General features: G+C 72.5%; 14 protein-coding genes, 2 pseudogenes and 1 riboswitch. Of the genes and pseudogenes, 12 read left to right on the forward strand and 4 right to left on the reverse strand.

The annotated features are described in order from the left end of the window. Positions 1 to 123 (reverse strand): annotated as a pseudogene (locus KUM49_RS04550) (DNA-directed RNA polymerase subunit alpha); the annotation flags it as partial. 304 nt (positions 124 to 427) lie between these two features. On the opposite strand from KUM49_RS04550, the gene KUM49_RS50615 reads away from it, so the two are divergent. The 9 genes and pseudogenes from KUM49_RS50615 to KUM49_RS04585 all read left to right on the forward strand — a co-directional run bounded on the left by KUM49_RS50615 (position 428) and on the right by KUM49_RS04585 (position 8,616). After that, entirely contained in the window at positions 428 to 550 is a 123-nt protein-coding gene (locus tag KUM49_RS50615; protein WP_374200128.1) for a putative leader peptide, read from the forward strand. 120 nt (positions 551 to 670) lie between these two features. Continuing rightward, positions 671 to 1,540, forward strand: coding sequence for a glutathione S-transferase C-terminal domain-containing protein (locus tag KUM49_RS04555; RefSeq protein ID WP_217235371.1), 870 nt, complete (start codon positions 671 to 673; stop codon positions 1,538 to 1,540). 66 nt (positions 1,541 to 1,606) lie between these two features. After that, a riboswitch (SAM riboswitch) is annotated at positions 1,607 to 1,714 on the forward strand. Between the two features lie 363 nt (positions 1,715 to 2,077). Beyond that, on the forward strand, positions 2,078 to 3,061 hold the full coding sequence (locus KUM49_RS04560; protein ID WP_217235372.1) for an amino acid ABC transporter permease: 984 nt from the start codon (positions 2,078 to 2,080) through the stop codon (positions 3,059 to 3,061). Next, the gene (locus KUM49_RS04565; protein WP_217235373.1) at positions 3,058 to 3,840 is read left to right on the forward strand and encodes an amino acid ABC transporter ATP-binding protein; all 783 of its coding nucleotides are present in this window, start codon (positions 3,058 to 3,060) and stop codon (positions 3,838 to 3,840) included. Before KUM49_RS04560 ends, KUM49_RS04565 begins: the two co-directional genes overlap by 4 nt. A gap of 79 nt (positions 3,841 to 3,919) precedes the next feature. Next, positions 3,920 to 4,942: an ABC transporter substrate-binding protein gene (locus KUM49_RS04570; RefSeq protein WP_217235374.1), complete on the forward strand. Its 1,023-nt coding sequence runs from the start codon at positions 3,920 to 3,922 to the stop codon at positions 4,940 to 4,942. Positions 4,943 to 5,000: 58 nt separating this feature from the next. After that, positions 5,001 to 5,799: pseudogene (locus KUM49_RS04575) on the forward strand (GNAT family N-acetyltransferase). A 56-nt stretch (positions 5,800 to 5,855) separates the two neighbouring features. Continuing rightward, a complete protein-coding gene (locus KUM49_RS50620) occupies positions 5,856 to 5,942 on the forward strand; it encodes a putative leader peptide (RefSeq protein WP_374200129.1) in 87 nt (28 codons plus the stop codon). A gap of 75 nt (positions 5,943 to 6,017) precedes the next feature. Then, positions 6,018 to 7,220 carry an LLM class flavin-dependent oxidoreductase gene (locus KUM49_RS04580; protein ID WP_217235375.1) on the forward strand — a complete coding sequence of 401 codons (1,203 nt, stop codon included), beginning with the start codon at positions 6,018 to 6,020 and terminating at the stop codon, positions 7,218 to 7,220. A gap of 19 nt (positions 7,221 to 7,239) precedes the next feature. Then, positions 7,240 to 8,616, forward strand: coding sequence for an NtaA/DmoA family FMN-dependent monooxygenase (locus KUM49_RS04585; protein WP_217235376.1), 1,377 nt, complete (start codon positions 7,240 to 7,242; stop codon positions 8,614 to 8,616). Between the two features lie 12 nt (positions 8,617 to 8,628). Here KUM49_RS04585 and KUM49_RS04590 read toward each other — a convergent pair whose 3' ends face one another. Further along, a complete protein-coding gene (locus tag KUM49_RS04590; protein WP_308406542.1) occupies positions 8,629 to 9,081 on the reverse strand; it encodes a hypothetical protein in 453 nt (150 codons plus the stop codon). A 90-nt stretch (positions 9,082 to 9,171) separates the two neighbouring features. Next, positions 9,172 to 10,257, reverse strand: a complete 1,086-nt coding sequence (locus KUM49_RS04595; protein ID WP_217235377.1) for a M12 family metallopeptidase — start codon at positions 10,255 to 10,257, stop codon at positions 9,172 to 9,174. 77 nt (positions 10,258 to 10,334) lie between these two features. On the opposite strand from KUM49_RS04595, the gene KUM49_RS04600 reads away from it, so the two are divergent. Then, positions 10,335 to 12,140 (forward strand): LuxR C-terminal-related transcriptional regulator, encoded by a 1,806-nt coding sequence (locus tag KUM49_RS04600; protein WP_217235378.1) that lies wholly within the window; start codon positions 10,335 to 10,337, stop codon positions 12,138 to 12,140. A gap of 80 nt (positions 12,141 to 12,220) precedes the next feature. Here the strand turns inward: KUM49_RS04600 and KUM49_RS04605 are convergent, their stop codons facing one another. Further along, positions 12,221 to 14,788, reverse strand: coding sequence for a CHAT domain-containing protein (locus KUM49_RS04605; protein ID WP_217235392.1), 2,568 nt, complete (start codon positions 14,786 to 14,788; stop codon positions 12,221 to 12,223). Positions 14,789 to 14,936: 148 nt separating this feature from the next. On the opposite strand from KUM49_RS04605, the gene KUM49_RS04610 reads away from it, so the two are divergent. Both KUM49_RS04610 and KUM49_RS04615 read left to right on the forward strand, forming a co-directional pair. Continuing rightward, the gene (locus KUM49_RS04610) at positions 14,937 to 16,367 is read left to right on the forward strand and encodes a S8/S53 family peptidase (protein WP_217235379.1); all 1,431 of its coding nucleotides are present in this window, start codon (positions 14,937 to 14,939) and stop codon (positions 16,365 to 16,367) included. Further along, entirely contained in the window at positions 16,364 to 17,002 is a 639-nt protein-coding gene (locus tag KUM49_RS04615) for an RNA polymerase sigma factor (protein WP_217235380.1), read from the forward strand. The genes KUM49_RS04610 and KUM49_RS04615 overlap by 4 nt, the downstream gene beginning before the upstream one ends. Positions 17,003 to 17,005: the final 3 nt, after the last annotated feature.

The raw sequence follows: 17,005 nt of genomic DNA on the forward strand, positions 1-17,005 counted from the left end.
CGTACGACGCAGGGAGTTGCCGAGGGTGTAGCCGAAGCCCGGCTCCAGCGGCTCGATCACGAACCGGGAGCGGAACTCGTCGACGACCTCTTCGGTCAGGGACGGACGCTGAGCAATGAGCACGAGGTGTTGCCTCCAGTGGTTTGGCGACCGCTATGTGACGCCGTGGACACCATGAAGGGTACGGGGGGTACAGGCGACGTGGTCTCCGCCGAGGCCGAACCGCCGGTGGCGCCGCTCGGGCGAGGGGGTCCGGTGCCTCCATTCCGCCCGTCACGCCCCGGCCGAGGGCGGCCGGACAGGCGGCGGGACCACGACCGGGTGGTGTGGTGAAGGGGGCGGCGCCCGCCCCCTGGACGCCCTCTTGACGCCGGCCGGGGCGCGAACGACACTCCAAAGGGGAATCCTAGTGAACAGGTAGGGAAACATGGGGCGCCTTGGACCGGTCACCGCAGACGTGAGCCGTACGTCCGGGCAGTCACCCCTTCTGACCTCCCGCCGCCACATCGATCTGCAGCGCGTGTGCAGCGCGATCAGGCCCCTGGGCTGAGCCCGGCCTCCTCCACGCCCCGACGGCCGCCGTCGCCGTCGCACGCGGGGAGGGCCGCCCTCGCACCGCCCGACGACGCTTCCGCCGCGCGTACGTCCACGCACCCACCCGGGGAGAACCATGTCCGTCACACCGCTCGCCACCGTCTCCTCCGCACAGCCCGCCCCCGCATTCCGGGGGAGGATCGGCAGGGACGCGCGCAGCGGGCACTACGCCGTGCCCCGCCGCTATCGCCTCCACCTGTCGCCCACGTGTCCCGACGGCCTCCGCATCGCCGTGACGCACAGCCTGCTCGGACTCGACGACGTCTGCCCCGTGACGCTTCTGGGCGCGGTCCCCGACTGTCCCGACGGGGGACACTCCGCACTCCGCCCGCTGTACGAGGCGAGCGTGCACCGGTACACCGGTGCGGCCGCCGGGCCGGTGCTCAGCGACGACTGGTCGGGGCGGATCGTCAGCACCCACGCCCCCGACATCACCCGCGACCTGGCCCGGCACTTCGGGGGCGGCCGTTCGGTGCTGTACCCGTGCGGGGCGGAGTCGGAGATCGAGGCCGTGGAGCGGCTCTGCGCGCAGGGCGTCGAGCAGGCCGCGCAGGCGGCGGGGGCGGCGGGCCCGGACAGCGGGGCGCGTGACGTGGCGCTCGACAGGCTGCTGGAGGCGCTGGGATCGCTGGAGCGCTGGCTCGTCGGACGCGAGTACCTGATCCGTAATCACGTCACCGCAGCCGACGTCGAGTTGTGGGTCGCGCTGGTCCAACTCGACACCGTGCACCGCCACCACCTGGACGCCGCCGCGGTGCACCGCGTCGCCGACCATCCCGTCCTGTGGGCCTACGCCCGCCGCCTGGCCGCCCACCCGTCCTTCGGCATCCACCTCGACCTCGACGGCATCGCCCGCCGGCACCACGCCAACTGTCAGGGTCTGGAAGCCGCCGGAGCGGCCGTGCAGATCCTCGACTGGGCTGCCCACGCGGCTCAGAGGGCGTAGCGCGTTCCATCTGGCGGACCGGCGTTGACATTCGTTCGAGCGTTTGTCTTAACTGACTGCCAGAACGGTAATGAGCGTCAGCGACAAGCCCTGGCTTGCTGACCGGCAACCCTCGCACGCGGTGGGGTGCCCCAGGTGACGACCGGACCGGATGACATTCGGTAAGCGCGAGGGCCCTCAGGGCCGGAAGAGCAGGGTGACAGGCATGTACGCAGCTCCCAGGACGGCCACGCGCCGCTCCCAGAGCTGCGTTCCGCCGTACGCGCACCAGCTCGTCGCCGACCGGAACGTCGATCTGCTCCGCGTGAGCAGCGCACTGTGTACCGCACCAGGCCGTGCCCGCTGTCGGGGCTGACGTCCTTCCCCAGCCCCCGCGTTCCTGACGAAGCCCGCCCTCGCGGTGCGTCGTCGTCCGCCCAGCCCCCGGTCACCGTGCGTTCCCGTGTGCCACGTCCCGCCGCCGCGGAGCGGCCGCCGTAGCGGCACCACGTTCGCGCTGTCCCGGGGGGTCCCGACCCCGCCCCGCCGGAGCCCTCCATGAGTGAACCCTCAGGCGCCGCCGTGTCCCTCGCCGAGGCACCACCGCCCGCCGCCACACCGTCAAGACCACTCGCCGCCCAGCGAGTTCTGCCACTGCGGCGGCCCGGCCGCTGGATCGCCACCGCGGTCGTCCTGGTCCTGGCAGCCCAGTTCGTCCACGGACTGGTGTCCAACCCCTTCTACCAGTGGGACCGGTTCGGCTACTGGTTCCTGCGGCCGACCATCCTCGACGGGCTCCTCATCACCCTTGAAGTCGCCGCCTACAGCGCGGTGTTGGGCCTCCTCGGCGGCATCCTGCTGGCCCTCGCCCGGCTCTCGCGCAGCCCGGTGCTCCGCGCCGTCAGCTGGACCTACGTCTGGGCACTGCGGTCGATCCCGCTGATCGTGGTGCTGCTGTTCCTGTACAACTTCAGCGCCCTGTACCGGACGCTCAGCCTGGGCGTCCCCTTCGGGCCGGCCTTCTTCACCTTCGACGAGTCACGGCTCGCCACCGACATGGCCGTCGCCGTCATCGGACTCAGCCTCAACGAGGCGGCGTACGCGGCCGAGGTCGTCCGCGGCGGCATCCTCTCCGTCGACCAGGGCCAGCACGAGGCGGCCTCCGCGCTCGGCCTGCCCAAGGGCTACCAGTTCAGGAGGATCGTCTTCCCGCAGGCGCTGCGGTCCATCACTCCGAACTACGTCAACCAGCTCATCGGCCTCATCAAAGCCACCTCGCTGGTCTTCTACGTGTCGTTGCTCGACCTGTTCGGCACCGCGCAGACCATGGGCGCCACCTACCCCGGCGACATCGTGCCGCTCCTGCTGGTCGTCACCGTCTGGTACCTGATCCTCACCAGCGTCGTGTCCGTCATCCAGTTCTACGTCGAGCGGTACTACGCCCGGGGCGCCACGCGAACCCTGCCGCCGACGCCGTTGCAGAAGCTGCGGACCGGTCTCACCGACCTGCGGGACCGCATCCGCCGGGAGGCCGCCGTATGACCGCCGGGACGATCGACCACGCCGCCGCCGTCAAGGTGCACGACGTGCACAAGTGGTACGGCACCCACCGGGTCCTGGACGGGGTCGACCTGACGGTGCGGCCCGGCGAGGTCACCGTGATCCTCGGCCCGTCCGGTTCCGGCAAGTCCACTCTGCTGCGGGTCGTCAACCACCTGGAGAAGCCGCAGACCGGCCACGTCAGCGTCAACGGCGAGCTGATCGGCGTACGCCGCCAGGGCGAGCGCCTGAAGGAGCTGAGCGAGCGGGCCATCCTGACCCAGCGCAGCCGCATCGGCTTCGTCTTCCAGAACTTCAACCTCTTCCCGCACCTCACCGTGCTGGACAACGTGGCCGCCGCCCCGGTGGCGACCGGGAAGCTCGGCAAGGCCGAGGCCCTGGCACTCGCCCGGGAACTGCTGGACCGGGTCGGTCTGGCCGAGAAGGCCACCGCCTACCCGCGGCAGTTGTCGGGCGGCCAGCAGCAGCGCGTGGCCATCGCACGCGCCCTGGCACTGCGTCCCGGACTCATCCTCTTCGACGAGCCGACCTCCGCGCTCGACCCCGAACTCGTCGGAGAGGTCCTCGCCGTCATCAAGGACCTGGCGAGGAGCGGCACCACCCTGATGATCGTCACCCACGAGATCGGCTTCGCCCGTGAGATCGCCGACCGGGTCGTCTTCATCGACGAAGGCCGGATCGTCGAACAGGGCCCGCCCTCCCAAGTCCTGGACAAGCCGCGCCACGAGCGGACCCGGGACTTCCTGAGCAAGGTGCTCTGACCCGGCCGGTGCCGGGAACCACCGCTGCCTCCCTCGCACACACACCACCGTCACCGCCCTCTCCATGACAAGGACAGCCATGCCCACCCAGATCTCCCGACGCGGCCTGATACGCGGGATCACCGCGGCGACCGCCGTCACCGCCCTCGCCACCCAGCTCGCAGCCTGCGGGGGCGACAGCGACGCCGCGACCAGGACCGACACCGCCGGCACGGTCACCGTTGGCCGGCTGTCCAACGGCGCCGCCAAGGAGACCACCCTGAAGGTCTCCGAGGTGAAGTCCATCAGCGACGAACTGCCCGCCGCCCTCAAGAAGAGCGGCAAGCTGGTGATCGGATCCGGCACGCTGCCCTCCGGCAGTCCACCGCTCGGCTTCGTCGGAGACGACCAGAAGACGATCACCGGCTCCGAACCCGACCTCGGCCGGCTGGTGGCCGCCGTCTTCGGACTCCAGCCCGAGGTACGCCGGTCGACGTGGGAGAACCTGTTCATCGGCCTCGACAGCGGAAAGGTCGACGTGGCCTTCTCCAACGTCACCGACACCGAGGAGCGCAAACAGAAGTACGAGTTCGCGTCCTACCGGAAGGACGATCTCGCCTTCGAGGTGAGAAAGGACAACACCTGGAAGTTCGACGGCGACTACGAGAGCCTCGCCGGCAAGACGGTCTCCGTCGGCAACGGCACCAACCAGGAGAAGCTCCTCCTGGAGTGGAAGGCGAAGCTGGCCAAGGAGGGCAGGAAGCCCCTCACCGTCAAGTACTTCCAGGAGACCAACAGCATCTATCTGGCGCTGAGCAGCGGCAAGATCGACGCCTACTTCGGCCCCAACCCGAACCTCGCCTACCACGCGGCGAAGACCGTCGGCACGCCCCAGGCGACCCGTATCGCGGGCCAGTTCTCCGGTGCCGGTGAAACGCTCCAGGGCCTGATCGCCGCGACGGCGAAGAAGGACAGCGGCCTCGCCGAGCCACTCGCCGACGCCATCAACCACCTGATCGAGACCGGTCACTACGCCAAGTGGCTCGCCGCCTGGAACCTCTCCAACGAGGCCGTCGCCAAGTCCGAGGTCAACCCGCCCGGCCTGCCCCTGACCAATTCCTGATCGGTCGTCACCTGACGTGCGGCACAGGCACGTCGTATCAAGAAAGGACACCGCCTCCGTGGTCCATCAGACCGACGTCCGTACAGGCGGGGCCCTGTCCGCACCCGACGCCCCCGTCCTCGACAACGCCGTGTGGGCGGCGCTCGACGGCCCGCACGCCCACCTCGCCGAGCGCGTCGGCCGAGCCGCCCGCCACCCGAACGACGTCCACGACTTCGCCGCCCTCGCCGCCCTCGCCGACCCCGAGGACCCAGCGGCCTGGGCCGGCCTGCACACACTCGTCGGTGCGGGGACCGTCGTACGGATCAAACCGGTCGAGAAGGTGCCCGACGCCTGGAAGGTGATCGGCGGCGGCGTGGGCGTCCAACTCGTCGACACGGCCCTGCGGGCCGAGCCCGCCCCCGAGGCGGTACCGCTCGGGCCCGACGACGTCCCCGAGATCCTGGACCTCGTCGCCCGCACCAGGCCGGGCCCGTTCCTGAAGCGGACGGTCGCGCTCGGCACCTCGGCACCTCGGCATCCGGGAGCGGGGACGACTGATCGCCATGGCCGGCGAGCGAAGCGAGATGGGGGTCCCCCCTGCCGAAGGCCGGGGGAGGATCCGGCCGCCCGGCTGGACGGAGATCAGCGCGGTCTGCACCGACCCGCGACACCGCGGCCGGGGCCTGGCCACCCCGCTGGTGCGCGCGGTCGCCGCGGGCATCCGCGAACGCGGCGACACCCCGTTCCTGCACGCCGCCGCGGACAACATCCCCGCCATCCGGCTGTACGAGTCGATCGGCTTCACCCTGCGCCGCCGCTCGCCCATCCTCCTGGTACGCAGTCCAGGAACATCCCACGAGGCCAGGGCGTTGTGACTCACGACGAGATCCGCGAGGTGTCCTCTCGCGCCCGGACGAAGGAGGTGACGGCCGTGACCCGCACACTGCACGCCGTTCATCTCCACTCCCGGCCCCACATCGATCTCCAGCGCGTGGCCGGCGCGCTCTGTTGCTCCTGACCCGTCGCCCAGCCGCCGTGCCCCCCTGTGTGCGGGCCGGTGATCTCGTACGGACCTCCAGGAAGGCACCCACCCGTGTCCCCATCTCCCGCTCCCTCCCTGCACCTTGCCGTCGCGCTGGACGGCACCGGCTGGCATCCGGCCTCCTGGCGCGAGCCGGTGGCCCGCCCCCGCGACCTGTTCACCGCCGGATACTGGGCCGACCTGGTCGCCGAGGCGGAACGCGGCCTGCTCGACTTCGTGACCATCGAGGACGGTCTCGGCCCGCAGTCCGCCCACTTCCTCGAACCGGACGAGCGCACCGACCAGGTCCGCGGCCGCCTGGACGCCGTCCTGATCGCGGCGCGCATCGCCCCGCTGTCCCGGCACATCGGACTGGTCCCGACCGCGGTGGTCACCCACACGGAGCCGTTCCACCTCTCCAAGGCGATCGCCACCCTCGACTACGTGAGCGGTGGCCGCGCGGGAGTCAGGGTGCAGATCACCGCCCGCCCGAACGAGGCCGCGCACTTCGGCCGCCGCACCATCCCCCGCATCGAGTCCTACGACAGCCCGGACACCCGGGACCTGGTGGCCGACCTCTTCGACGAGGCCGCCGACCACGTGGAGGTCGTGCGCCGCCTCTGGGACAGCTGGGAGGACGACGCGGAGATCCGGGACGTGGCCACCGGTCGCTTCGTCGACCGCGACAAGCTGCACTACATCGACTTCGGGGGCAGGCACTTCAGCGTCAAGGGGCCCTCCATCACGCCCCGCCCGCCGCAGGGCCAGCCGCTGGTCAGCGCCCTCGCGCACGACACCGTCCCTTACCGGCTGGTGGCCCGCGCGGCCGACGTCGGCCACGTCACCCCGCACGACACCGACCAGGCCCGTGCGATCGTCGCCGAGATCCGGGCCGAGCAGGAGACGGCGGGCCGTGCCGACGAGCCCCTGCACGTCTTCGGGGACCTGGTGGTCTTCCTCGACGACAATCCGGCCGAGGCAGCGGCCCGCCGGGACCGTCTCGACGCGTCGTCGGGGGAGCAGTACACCAGCGACGCCCGCATCTTCACCGGATCCCCTTTCCAACTCGCGGACCTGCTGCAGGAGTTGGCGTCGGCCGATCTCACCGGCTTCCGGCTCCGTCCGGCCGTCCTCGGCCACGACCTCCCGGCGATCACTCGCGGCCTGGTCCCCGAACTCCAGCGCCGCGACGCCTTCCGCCGCGCCTACGAGGCCGACACCCTGCGCGGACTGCTGGGCCTTGCCCGGCCCGCCAACCGCTACGCCGCCGCCTGAGCCGGAAGGACCCCAGACCATGAGCAAGCCCCTGAAGCAGATCCATCTGGCCGCCCATTTCCCCGGCGTCAACAACACCACCGTCTGGAGCGACCCCGAAGCCGGCAGCCACATCGAGTTCAGCTCCTTCGCCCACTTCGCGCGGACCGCCGAGCGCGCCAAGTTCGACTTCCTGTTCCTCGCCGAAGGACTCAGGCTGCGCGAACAGGGCGGAAGGATCTACGACTTGGACGTGGTCGGCCGCCCCGACACCTTCACCGTCCTCGCCGCGCTCGCCGCCGTCACCGAGCACCTGGGGCTGACCGGCACGATCAACTCCACCTTCAACGAGCCCTACGAGGTCGCCCGCCAGTTCGCGAGCCTCGACCACCTCTCCGGCGGCCGCTCCGCCTGGAACGTCGTCACCTCGTGGGACGCCTTCACCGGCGAGAACTTCCGCCGCGGCGGCTTCCTCCCGCAGGACGAGCGCTACTCCCGCGCCAAGGAGTTCCTGGCCACCGCGAACGAACTCTTCGACTCCTGGCACGGCGACGAGATCCTCGCCGACCAGAGCACCGGCACCTTCCTGCGTGACGCCAAGGCCGGCTCCTTCGTCCACACCGGGCAACACTTCGACATCCACGGGCAGTTCAACGTGCCCCGCTCCCCGCAGGGCCGCCCGGTCGTCTTCCAGGCCGGAGACTCCGAGGAAGGCCGCGAGTTCGCCGCCGCCGACGCCGACGCGATCTTCAGCCGGTACGCCACCCTCGACGCGGGCCGGGCCTTCTACACGGACGTCAAGAACCGCCTCGCCAAGTACGGCCGCCGCCACGACCAGCTCAAGATCCTGCCCGCCGCGAGCTTCGTCCTCGGCGACACCGACGCCGAGGCCGAGGAGATCGCCGAGGACGTCCGCCGCCGGCAGGTCAGCGGGGCCACCGCCCTCAAGCACCTGGAGTTCGTCTGGAACCGGGACCTGTCCTCGTACGACCCGGACGGCCCGCTCCCCGACATCGACCCGGACCCCGGCGAGCACCACATCGCGCGCGGTCGGGCCCAGGTGCGCATGTACCGCGATCCGCTGGCCACCGCCCGCGAGTGGCGCGAGCTCGCCGCCGCCAACAACTGGTCGATCCGGGACCTGGTCATCGAGACCGGCAGCCGCCAGAACTTCGTCGGCTCCCCGGCCACCGTGGCCCGGACCATCAACGACTTCGTCCAGGCCGACGCCAGTGACGGCTTCATTCTCGTCCCGCACATCACCCCGACCGGCCTCGACGCCTTCGCCGACCAGGTCGTCCCCCTGCTCCAGGAACAGGGAGTGTTCCGCACCGAGTACGAGGGCCCGACCCTGCGCGACCACCTCGGCCTCGCTCACCCGGACGCGGTAGGGGGCGAGCAGCGAGTGGCGTCCTGAAGACCGGCGGGGTCACTCCTCCCAGTCGAGCTGATGCTCGGGAGTGCCCACCGAGCGGCCGTACGCGATCGCTTCGGCGCGGCCCGCCTCGTCGCCGCGCCGGTAGCGGAAGACCTTCCCGGCGAAGACGACCACGCGCTCGTCACCGGCGGTGAAGTCGGCGTACCAGCCGTTCTCCGGCTCCAGCGCGGCGGCGAAGGCGTCCGCGAGAGCGGCGATGTCCTCGCCGTCGCTCTCCCACTCGACGAACGTCCACAGCTGCGGCTGTCCGTCGGTGGCGCTCGATGCGAGATCGACGCGGCTGACCTTCAGCAGCCGCAGTCCGCGCGGCTCGAACACGGCGCCGGGGCGGAGGCTTTCGCCGATGACGTATCCGGTGATCACGTGCTGTCCCCTGACGGTCGATGCCTGTGTGCGGACGAGGCTACGACCCATGACCGACATCCCGGCATGGGTCGGGGGCACGTCACCCTCCCCCGAAGGTGACGTGCCCCCGACCGCTTCCCCCGGCGCCGGACAGTGGCCCAGCATCGCCCGTGCGGCCCGCATGTGCTGTCACCAGCACATGACCGCTGTTTCCCCCGAACCCCAGCTGGAGTACAGGCGCACACGGACGAAGTAGCGGCGGCCCTTCACGAGACGGGCCTTGATCGTGGCGTTGCGCGCGGTGCCCCCGTCGTCCTCGCCGGTGAGGTAGCGGGGCTCGCCGTCCCGCTCCTCGAAGAGCACCACCACGGCGTCGCTGTCGCCGAAGGTGCCCACGGTGTACTCGCGGGTCTCCGGCGGCTCGACGGCGAAGTCGGCCTGTTCGCCCGGGCCGAGACCGAGCGGCACGGAACGGAAGGGCACCAGCGCGGGCGCCCGCCGGGGCTCGCCCGGCGGATACCAGCGCAGGACGTACTCCTTGTCGGCGGCGGAGAGCGTGCCGGGCGGGTTGAGACCCCCGCGGTACTGCTCCGGCTCCAGGATCAGACCCGCCTCGAAGGGATACTCCATGATCGACTGCGGGTCCCACACGGAGCCGTTCACCTCCCGCGGGTCCAGCTTGCGCAGAATGTTGAAGAACGTGCGGTCCCGGCTCCAGAAGTTCGGCGGGCCCGCCAGATCGGCGTAGACGGCCTCGTCGTCCCAGTGGATGCCGGCGAACGGGCTCTGATGCTCGTGCAGCATGCCGAGCCCGTGACCGATCTCGTGCAGGGCCGTGCCGCGCTCCCCGGGCGCGGTCAGGTCCCAGCCGAAGTTCATGGTGCGTTCGTTCAGGCCGACCCGGAGCGCGTCCGTGCCGACGGTGGACCACGAGCCGTCGCCGAGCTGGAACCCGATCCGCAGTTCGGCCTCCGAGCGGTCGCCGACCTCGGCGAACGACACTCCGATACCGAGGTCGCGCCACTCCTGGAAGCACTCGCGTACGACGTCCTGCTGCTCCTTGCAGCCGGCCCACGACACCCGCCTGGTCGCACCGGACCCCGGTACGGGAATGACGGATCCGTCGGTGTCGTCGTCGAAGAAGTAGTAGTGCAGCACGGTGTGGTTGGCCCACATCCGGCTGCCGGCGATGAGCGCACTGTGCCGCTCGGCGGCCAGTCCCGGCGCGAACGCCGGGGCGGGCTGCTGCGCGAGTGAGCAGTAGCGTGCGGTCATGGCGAACAGCCTGCCCCGGTCCGCCCCGGGGCGCCTGAGTCGGGGGCTACTCAAGTCCCCCTGTATCAGGCGTGAGTATGGCGGCTCTTGTTGCCGTGACGATTTTCGAACGGGACGCGACGACGCTGGAGCTGCCCTGGCCTTTCACCGGCCGGGAGGACGAACTCGAACTGGTCCGCCGGGCCCTGTCCGTCGCCCGCCAGGGCATCGTGGTGACCGGGCCGACGGGGAGTGGCAAGACGCGCCTCGCCACGGAGGCCGTGCGCGGCACCGACTGCGCCAGGGTCGCCGGGACGCCCGAGACCCGGCAGATCCCCTTCGCCGCGTTCGCGCACCTGCTCCCCGAGCCCGTCTCCCTGCACCGAGCCGTGCAACTCCTGGCCGACACCCGGATGTTGCTGGTAGACGACGCCCACCTGCTCGACGACGCCTCGGCCGCCCTGGTCCACCAGCTGGCCGTGCACGGGCGCACCCGCCTCCTGGTCGTCGCCACCGAGGGCGCCCCGGTGCCCGGCGCGATCTCCCGGCTGTGGACCGGGGAACTGCTGCCGCGCCTCGCCCTGGAACCCCTGTCCCGTCAGGAGACGGCCCGCCTGCTCGCGGCGGGCGCCGGTGACGGCCTGGAGCCGCTCACCGTCAACCGCCTGCACCGCCTGTGCCAGGGCGACCTGCGGCTGCTGCGCGACCTGGTGGGTGCCGTGCGGGAGCTGCTCGCTCCCCTCCCGGGGACCGACGGCGCCCGGGCCTGGCGCGGCCCGGTGCCGATCACGGCGACCGTCCGCGAACGCACCGCGCACCTCCTCGACCGCACGGGCCCCGCCGAGCGCGAAACACTCGAACGGCTGGCCTTCGCCGAACCCCTCCCGCTCACCATCGACCACCTCGACCTGCGCACCCTCGAACACCTGGAGGCCGACGGCCTGGTCCACGTCGACGACCACGGTGGCGCCCGCCTCGCCCACCCCCTGCACGGCCCGGTACTGCGCGCCGCGGCTGGACGGCTGCGCTCCCGACGGCTGGCCCGCACGCCGGACAGCTGCACGGCCGCGCTGACCGCCGAGTCGGCCGCGCTGACCAGGCGGATCGAGCGGGCGGACGTACGGGAGATCGCGGCACCGGTGGGGGAGTGGCTGCTGGACGAGGGCGCTGTGGTGCCCGCCGGATACGCGGCCGTCCGGGCGCGGTTCTCGCGGCTGCGGGGAGAACTGCGCGAGGCGGCGGCCTGGGCGGGGGAGGGGCTGAGGGGGGCTCCCGGGGACCGGCCGTGCCGCGTGGAACTCGCCCTGGCCGCCGCCCAGTCGGGCGAGACGGCCATCGAGACCGTCGTCGGTGTGGCGACCATCTGGCAGGCGGCCGCCCGCGGTGACCTGGACACCGTGGCGGCGGCCACGGACGATCCGTACGACGCCGTCCGTCTCGGCGTGCCCGAGACCGCCGCCGGCAAGCTGACCGGCGTGTTCGCCGCCCACGCCGACGCGCTCGCCCGCGGCGACGGACCGGCCCTGGACCGGGCTGCCGTACGGCTGGAGGAGCGGGGCTTCCTGCTGTTCGCCGCCGAGGCGCACGCCCAGGCCGTCCGCGCGCACCGCGACCCGCGGGCCGCCCGCACCTCACGTACCCGTGCCGTCGCGCTGGCCCGCCGCTGCCAGGGCGCCCGCACCCCCGCGCTGTCCGGGCTGGTCCTCGGCGAACTGACCGCACGCCAGCGGCAGATCGTCACGCTCGCGGCCGCCGGCCTGAGCAACCGGCAGATCGCGGAGAAACTCACCCTGTCCGTCCGCACGGTCGGAAATCACCTCTACAGCGCGTACGCCCGCCTCGGGGCGAGCGACCGCGGCGCGCTGCCGTGGCTCGTCGAACTGCCGGAGGCACAACCGGCCTGAGCCGCACACCGGACCGGCGGTCTGACCTCCGTGATCGGGGGTGGGGTCAGGCCGCCACACACGGCGGGGCGCGCTGCCGGTCAGGCCGCCCCGAACGCCGAGAACGCCCACCCCGTCGCCTGGTGGGTCGCGTCGCCCGGCAGCGCGGCGCGGGCGTCGCGCAGCGCCTCGGCCAGGGACAGACCGGCGTCGAGCCCCTTGTGCAGGGCGAGCATCAGGGGCACCACCGCGGCGTCGTTGACGGGCGCGCTGCACGCCACCACCCCCGCCGTGCCCAGCGGCAGCAGCGCGGTGACCAGTCCGAGCAGTTCGTCGGCGCCGACGGACGCGAACCGGGCGGTGTCGCAGCAGGACAGGATGATCCGGTACGGGCTGCGGTCCAGACGTTCGAAGTCATGGACGATCAGCGGGCCGTCGGCCATCCCCAGCGACGAGAACAGAGGGCTGTCCGCGCGGAACGTGCCGTGCGCGGCGATGTGCGCCAGCGCCGACCCGTCGAGCTCCTCCAACACCCGGGGAACACACGCGTCCTCGTCCTCCAGCACGGTCGATCCCCCGTACCGGTCGGCCAGTTCGGGCACCTCCGCGCCCCCGGTCGCCAGGCCGGGGCCCCGCACCAGCACCTGGCGTCCGCCCGGCGGTGGCGCCGTCTCCAGGGCGCGCAGCCAGCTGCTCGCCGACGGCGACACACTGAACACCCGCTCCCGCAGCGAGGGCAGCAGCGCCCACGGCACCCGGTGCAGCCGCCCCGGCGGCACCACCACAACCGGGCCGGAGCCCAGATGCGCCGCCGCCGGACCGAACAACAGCTCCTCCAGCCGGCGCCCCGCGGCCTCCACCACCGGAAGCCGCGCCTGCGCCCCCGGATGCGCCAGCCGCCGCAACCCGGCCTGCACATGCTCCGCCTCGGTCTCCGCCTCCGCCAGCAGCCCGGCCTCGAACCGCCGCACCCGCCCCCGCCCGCACAGCAGCACCTGCACCCGCCCGTCGAGCACGGCCAGCTCCACCAGCCGTACGTCGTCCCCCAGGCGTTCCAGCAGCCGAGCGGGGTCGAACCGGTCGCCGTCGCCGGGCGCCTCGCCGCGGATGTGCAGGGTCCGGGAGCGGATCTCCCGCTCCAGCCGCCGCTGGTCGCGTTCCAGCACCGGCACCGGACGGCCCTCCATCCGGGCGGCCTCGGCGCGGGCGGCGATCTCCCGGAACGCGGTGAGACCGCTGAGCAGGGCGGGGTCGGCCGGGGGCCGGGTCGGCGGCGCCGACAGGACGGTGGCACGCCAGCGCTCGCTCCACACCAGCAGCCGCCGCGGGCCGCCCGAGTCGAGACTGGCCCGCTGGGCCAGCGCGGCGAGTTCCGCGCCCTGCGCGGTGGCCCGGGCCCGCAGCTCCGAGGCGCCGAGCGTCATCCGGTGATCGTCCAGCACGTCGAGACCGTGCCGGCAGGCCTCCAGGACACCCCGGCCGGAACCGGCGGCCCGGGCCCGCAGCGCCTGCGCCGCCCAGCCCGTCATCCGCGCCAGCGGCGGCCCGCTGTGCCGGCCGCGGGCGGCGACCGTCAAATGCCGTTCGGCGTCCGCCGTCCAGCCCAGGGCGAGGGCGATCCGTCCGGCCAGCAGCGAGGCCTCGGGCGCGGCAGGCGCGCCGAAGGAGGCCAGCCGGTCGGCCACCGCGGCGGCGTCCGCGACCATCCGCCCCGAGCGGCGCCCGGAGGCGACCCGCGCCTCGATCAGCACCAGCCGGGCGTGCGTCTCCCACCAGGTGCGCCGCTGCCCCGCGAACAGCCGTACGGCCATGTCCGCGCGCGCGATCGCCGTGTGCGGATCACCCGCCAGCCGGGCGGCCCGGGCGGCGGCCAGCAGCAGCTCCGCCTTGCGGGTGGACTGCCCGCCGATGGAGTCGAGGACGGCGATCGCCGCGTCCGCCTCGCCCAGCGCCTCCGGGGCGAGCCCGGCGGCCATCAGGACCTCGCAGCGGCGGATGTTGAGCATGAACGTCGGCGTGCCGAGCTTGGCGTACCGTTGCTCGGCCTCGTCGAGCAGCCGCAGCGCCGCGGGGATGTCCCCCGACCGGTAGGCGGCAAGACCCCGGCTCTCCACCGCGTCCGCTTTGTCGTGCTCCTGGCCGGTGGTGTCCCACAGCGCCTCGGCGGCGGTGAAGTCGGCGTCGGCGCGGTCCACCGCGCCGAGCGCCAGATGCACGGTCGCGCGCAGCGTCAGCGCGCGCGCCGTCCAGATGACGTCGTCCGCCTGCCGCAGCACGGGAACCGACCGGCGTACGTCGTCCAGCGCCTGCCGGTGATGCCCCAGCACCCACGAGGCGTAGGCCCGCCGGAACAGCACCCGCGCGCGGGTGTGCCCGCTGCTCACCTCGACACCGCGCTCCAGCGCCTTCAGGCCCTCCCGGGTGCGGCCCGCGTGCACCAGTGCCACACCGAGGGCGGCCAGGACGTCCGCCTCCCGGTCGGCCGACTCCGCGCGCGCCGCCAGATCGCGGGCGCGGCGCAGGTGGTGCAGCGCGATCCTGAGATCCCCCCAGTCCCGCTGCCAGATGCCGATCACCTGGTGGGCGACGGAGGCACACCACGGAGACGGATCGGAGTCGAGGACCGCCTCTGCCCGCGCCAGCGCCTCGTTCGGTGCGGCGAACACCATCGGCAGCAGTTCGAGAACCGAGTCGCTTCCCGCTGTCACTCCATGGATGGTAGTGGCCTCGGTCGCACGCCACACCAGGTTGTCGCTGTATCAATCGTCGTCCTGGCGGCTCTGACTGACGACTGCCGCCTCAACCGGAGGACATGCCATGGCACCACAGCGTTTCCACGAGCAGTTCGACCAGATCCAGCGCTCCATGCCCGACATCCCCCTCGCCCTCGGGCCCGACGACGCCGCGGAGTTCATCTACGAGAAGGGAATCGTGCTCGCCCGCGACGGCGAGGAGGCGCGGCTCGTCGAGGACAGCGTGCGCAGCCACTTCACCGCGGCGCCCGACCTGACCCCCGACCACGTGCGCCGGGCGAGCCCGGAGACCAACCGCTCGGGCATCACCCGTATCCAGGTCGGCGACCCCGGCCAAGGCGGCCGAAGCGCCGACCAGGCCGTCGCCCACGCCCTGCGCGCGCTGCGCGAGCCGGAGGGACGCACCGGTCGCCGCCTGGTCAGCCGCAACCACGTGGTGTCGATCGCCGTCAACTCCTGCCCCGGCGACGAACCCGTGCCCGCCCCGCGCGCCCAGGGCACCAACCCGGCCCCGGCCGAGGCCGGTCACGACCCGGACACCGCCGTCGGCGTCCTCGTCATCGACAACGGCCTCACGCACGACTACACGGCCCTGCCCCTGCTCGCGCACGTCCAGGGCGACCTGCACGGCACCGAGACCGACAGCGCGGGCAACCTCCTGCAGTACGTCGGCCACGGCACCTTCATCGCCGGGCTCGTCGCGGCCGTGGCGCCCAACACGGACGTCACCGTGCTGAACACCCTGAACGACGCCGGCGCCATCCTGGAGTCGGAGTTCGGCGAGCGGCTCTTCGACGCCGTCGACCGGCACGGCTGGCCCGACGTCATCAGTCTCTCCGCGGGCACATCCAACGGCCGCACCGACGGACTGCTCGGCATGGACGCCTTCATGGAGGAACTCCGGCAGCAGCGCACCCTGCTGGTCGCGGCGGCCGGCAACAACGCCAGCGCCACGCCCTTCTGGCCCGCCGCCTACGCCTCGCTGCCCGAGTACCAGGGTGTCGTCCTGTCGGTCGGCGCGCTGCGCGGCGACGGCGAGTACGGCGCCTGCTTCAGCAACCACGGCCCCTGGGTCGACGCCTACGCCCCCGGCGAGCGCCTCACCAGTGCCCTCACCGGCTTCGACTCACCCGTTCCGTACCTGTACCAGCACTCCACGTACGACGCCTGCCGCTACGGCTTCACCTACGCCTGCACCTGCCAGTCGCCGCAGCACGCCGGTGTGTTGAGCGAGGAGGGCGACACCGCCACGCCCGACCAGGTGATGTTCGAGGGGTTCGCGCACTGGAGCGGCACCTCCTTCGCCACCCCGGTCGTCGCGGGCCTGGTCGCGGCCCACATGACCGCGCACAAGGAGACCGACCCGCGCGCCGCCCGGCAGCAACTGCTCACCGCGAACACCGAGTTCGCGGAAGTGCGCGGGGCGCACGTCCCGGCGCTGCGGCCGGCCACCTGGCGCCCGGTCCCGGTCACGCAGCCCCCGGCGGGCGCATGACGGCCGGAACCGCCCACTCCACGGCGTACGATGACTTGCCGTACACGAGGGGTGGGGCCGTGGACCGTGCAGATGTCGGCGCGCTCGTCCAGTCCGCCGTCGACGGTGACGCGGCGGCCTGGAAGGCGCTGGTGGAAGGGCTGAGCCCACTGGTGTGGTCCGTGGTGCGCGCACACCGGCTGTCCGACGCCGACGCGCACGAGGTGTACCAGACCGTGTGGTTCCGTTTCGCCCAGCACCTGGGCCGGATCCGCGAACCCGAGAAGGCGGGCTCCTGGCTGGCCAGCACCGCGCGGCACGAGTGCCTGAAGGTGCTCAAGAGCTTGAGGCGGCTGATGCCGACGGACGACCCGCAGGTCCTGGACCGGGTCAGCGAGGACCGGACGCCCGAACAGTCCTTCCTCGACTCGGAGGAGGCCGCGGCCGAGACCGAGCGGATCCGCCGGGTGTGGCAGGAGTTCGAGGAACTGGGCGACCGGTGCAGGCAGTTGCTGCGGGTGCTGATGGCCTCGCCGCCGCCGAGCTACCAGGAGGTGTCCGCCGCCCTGGGTATCGCGGTGGGCAGCATCGGGCCGCTGCGCCAGCGCTGTCTGCGCCGCCTGCGGGCCCGACTCGACGCACGGGGAGCGTTGTGAGCG

The sequence above is a fragment of the Streptomyces sp. AC555_RSS877 genome (genome assembly GCF_019049245.1).
GTDB lineage: Bacteria > Actinomycetota > Actinomycetes > Streptomycetales > Streptomycetaceae > Streptomyces.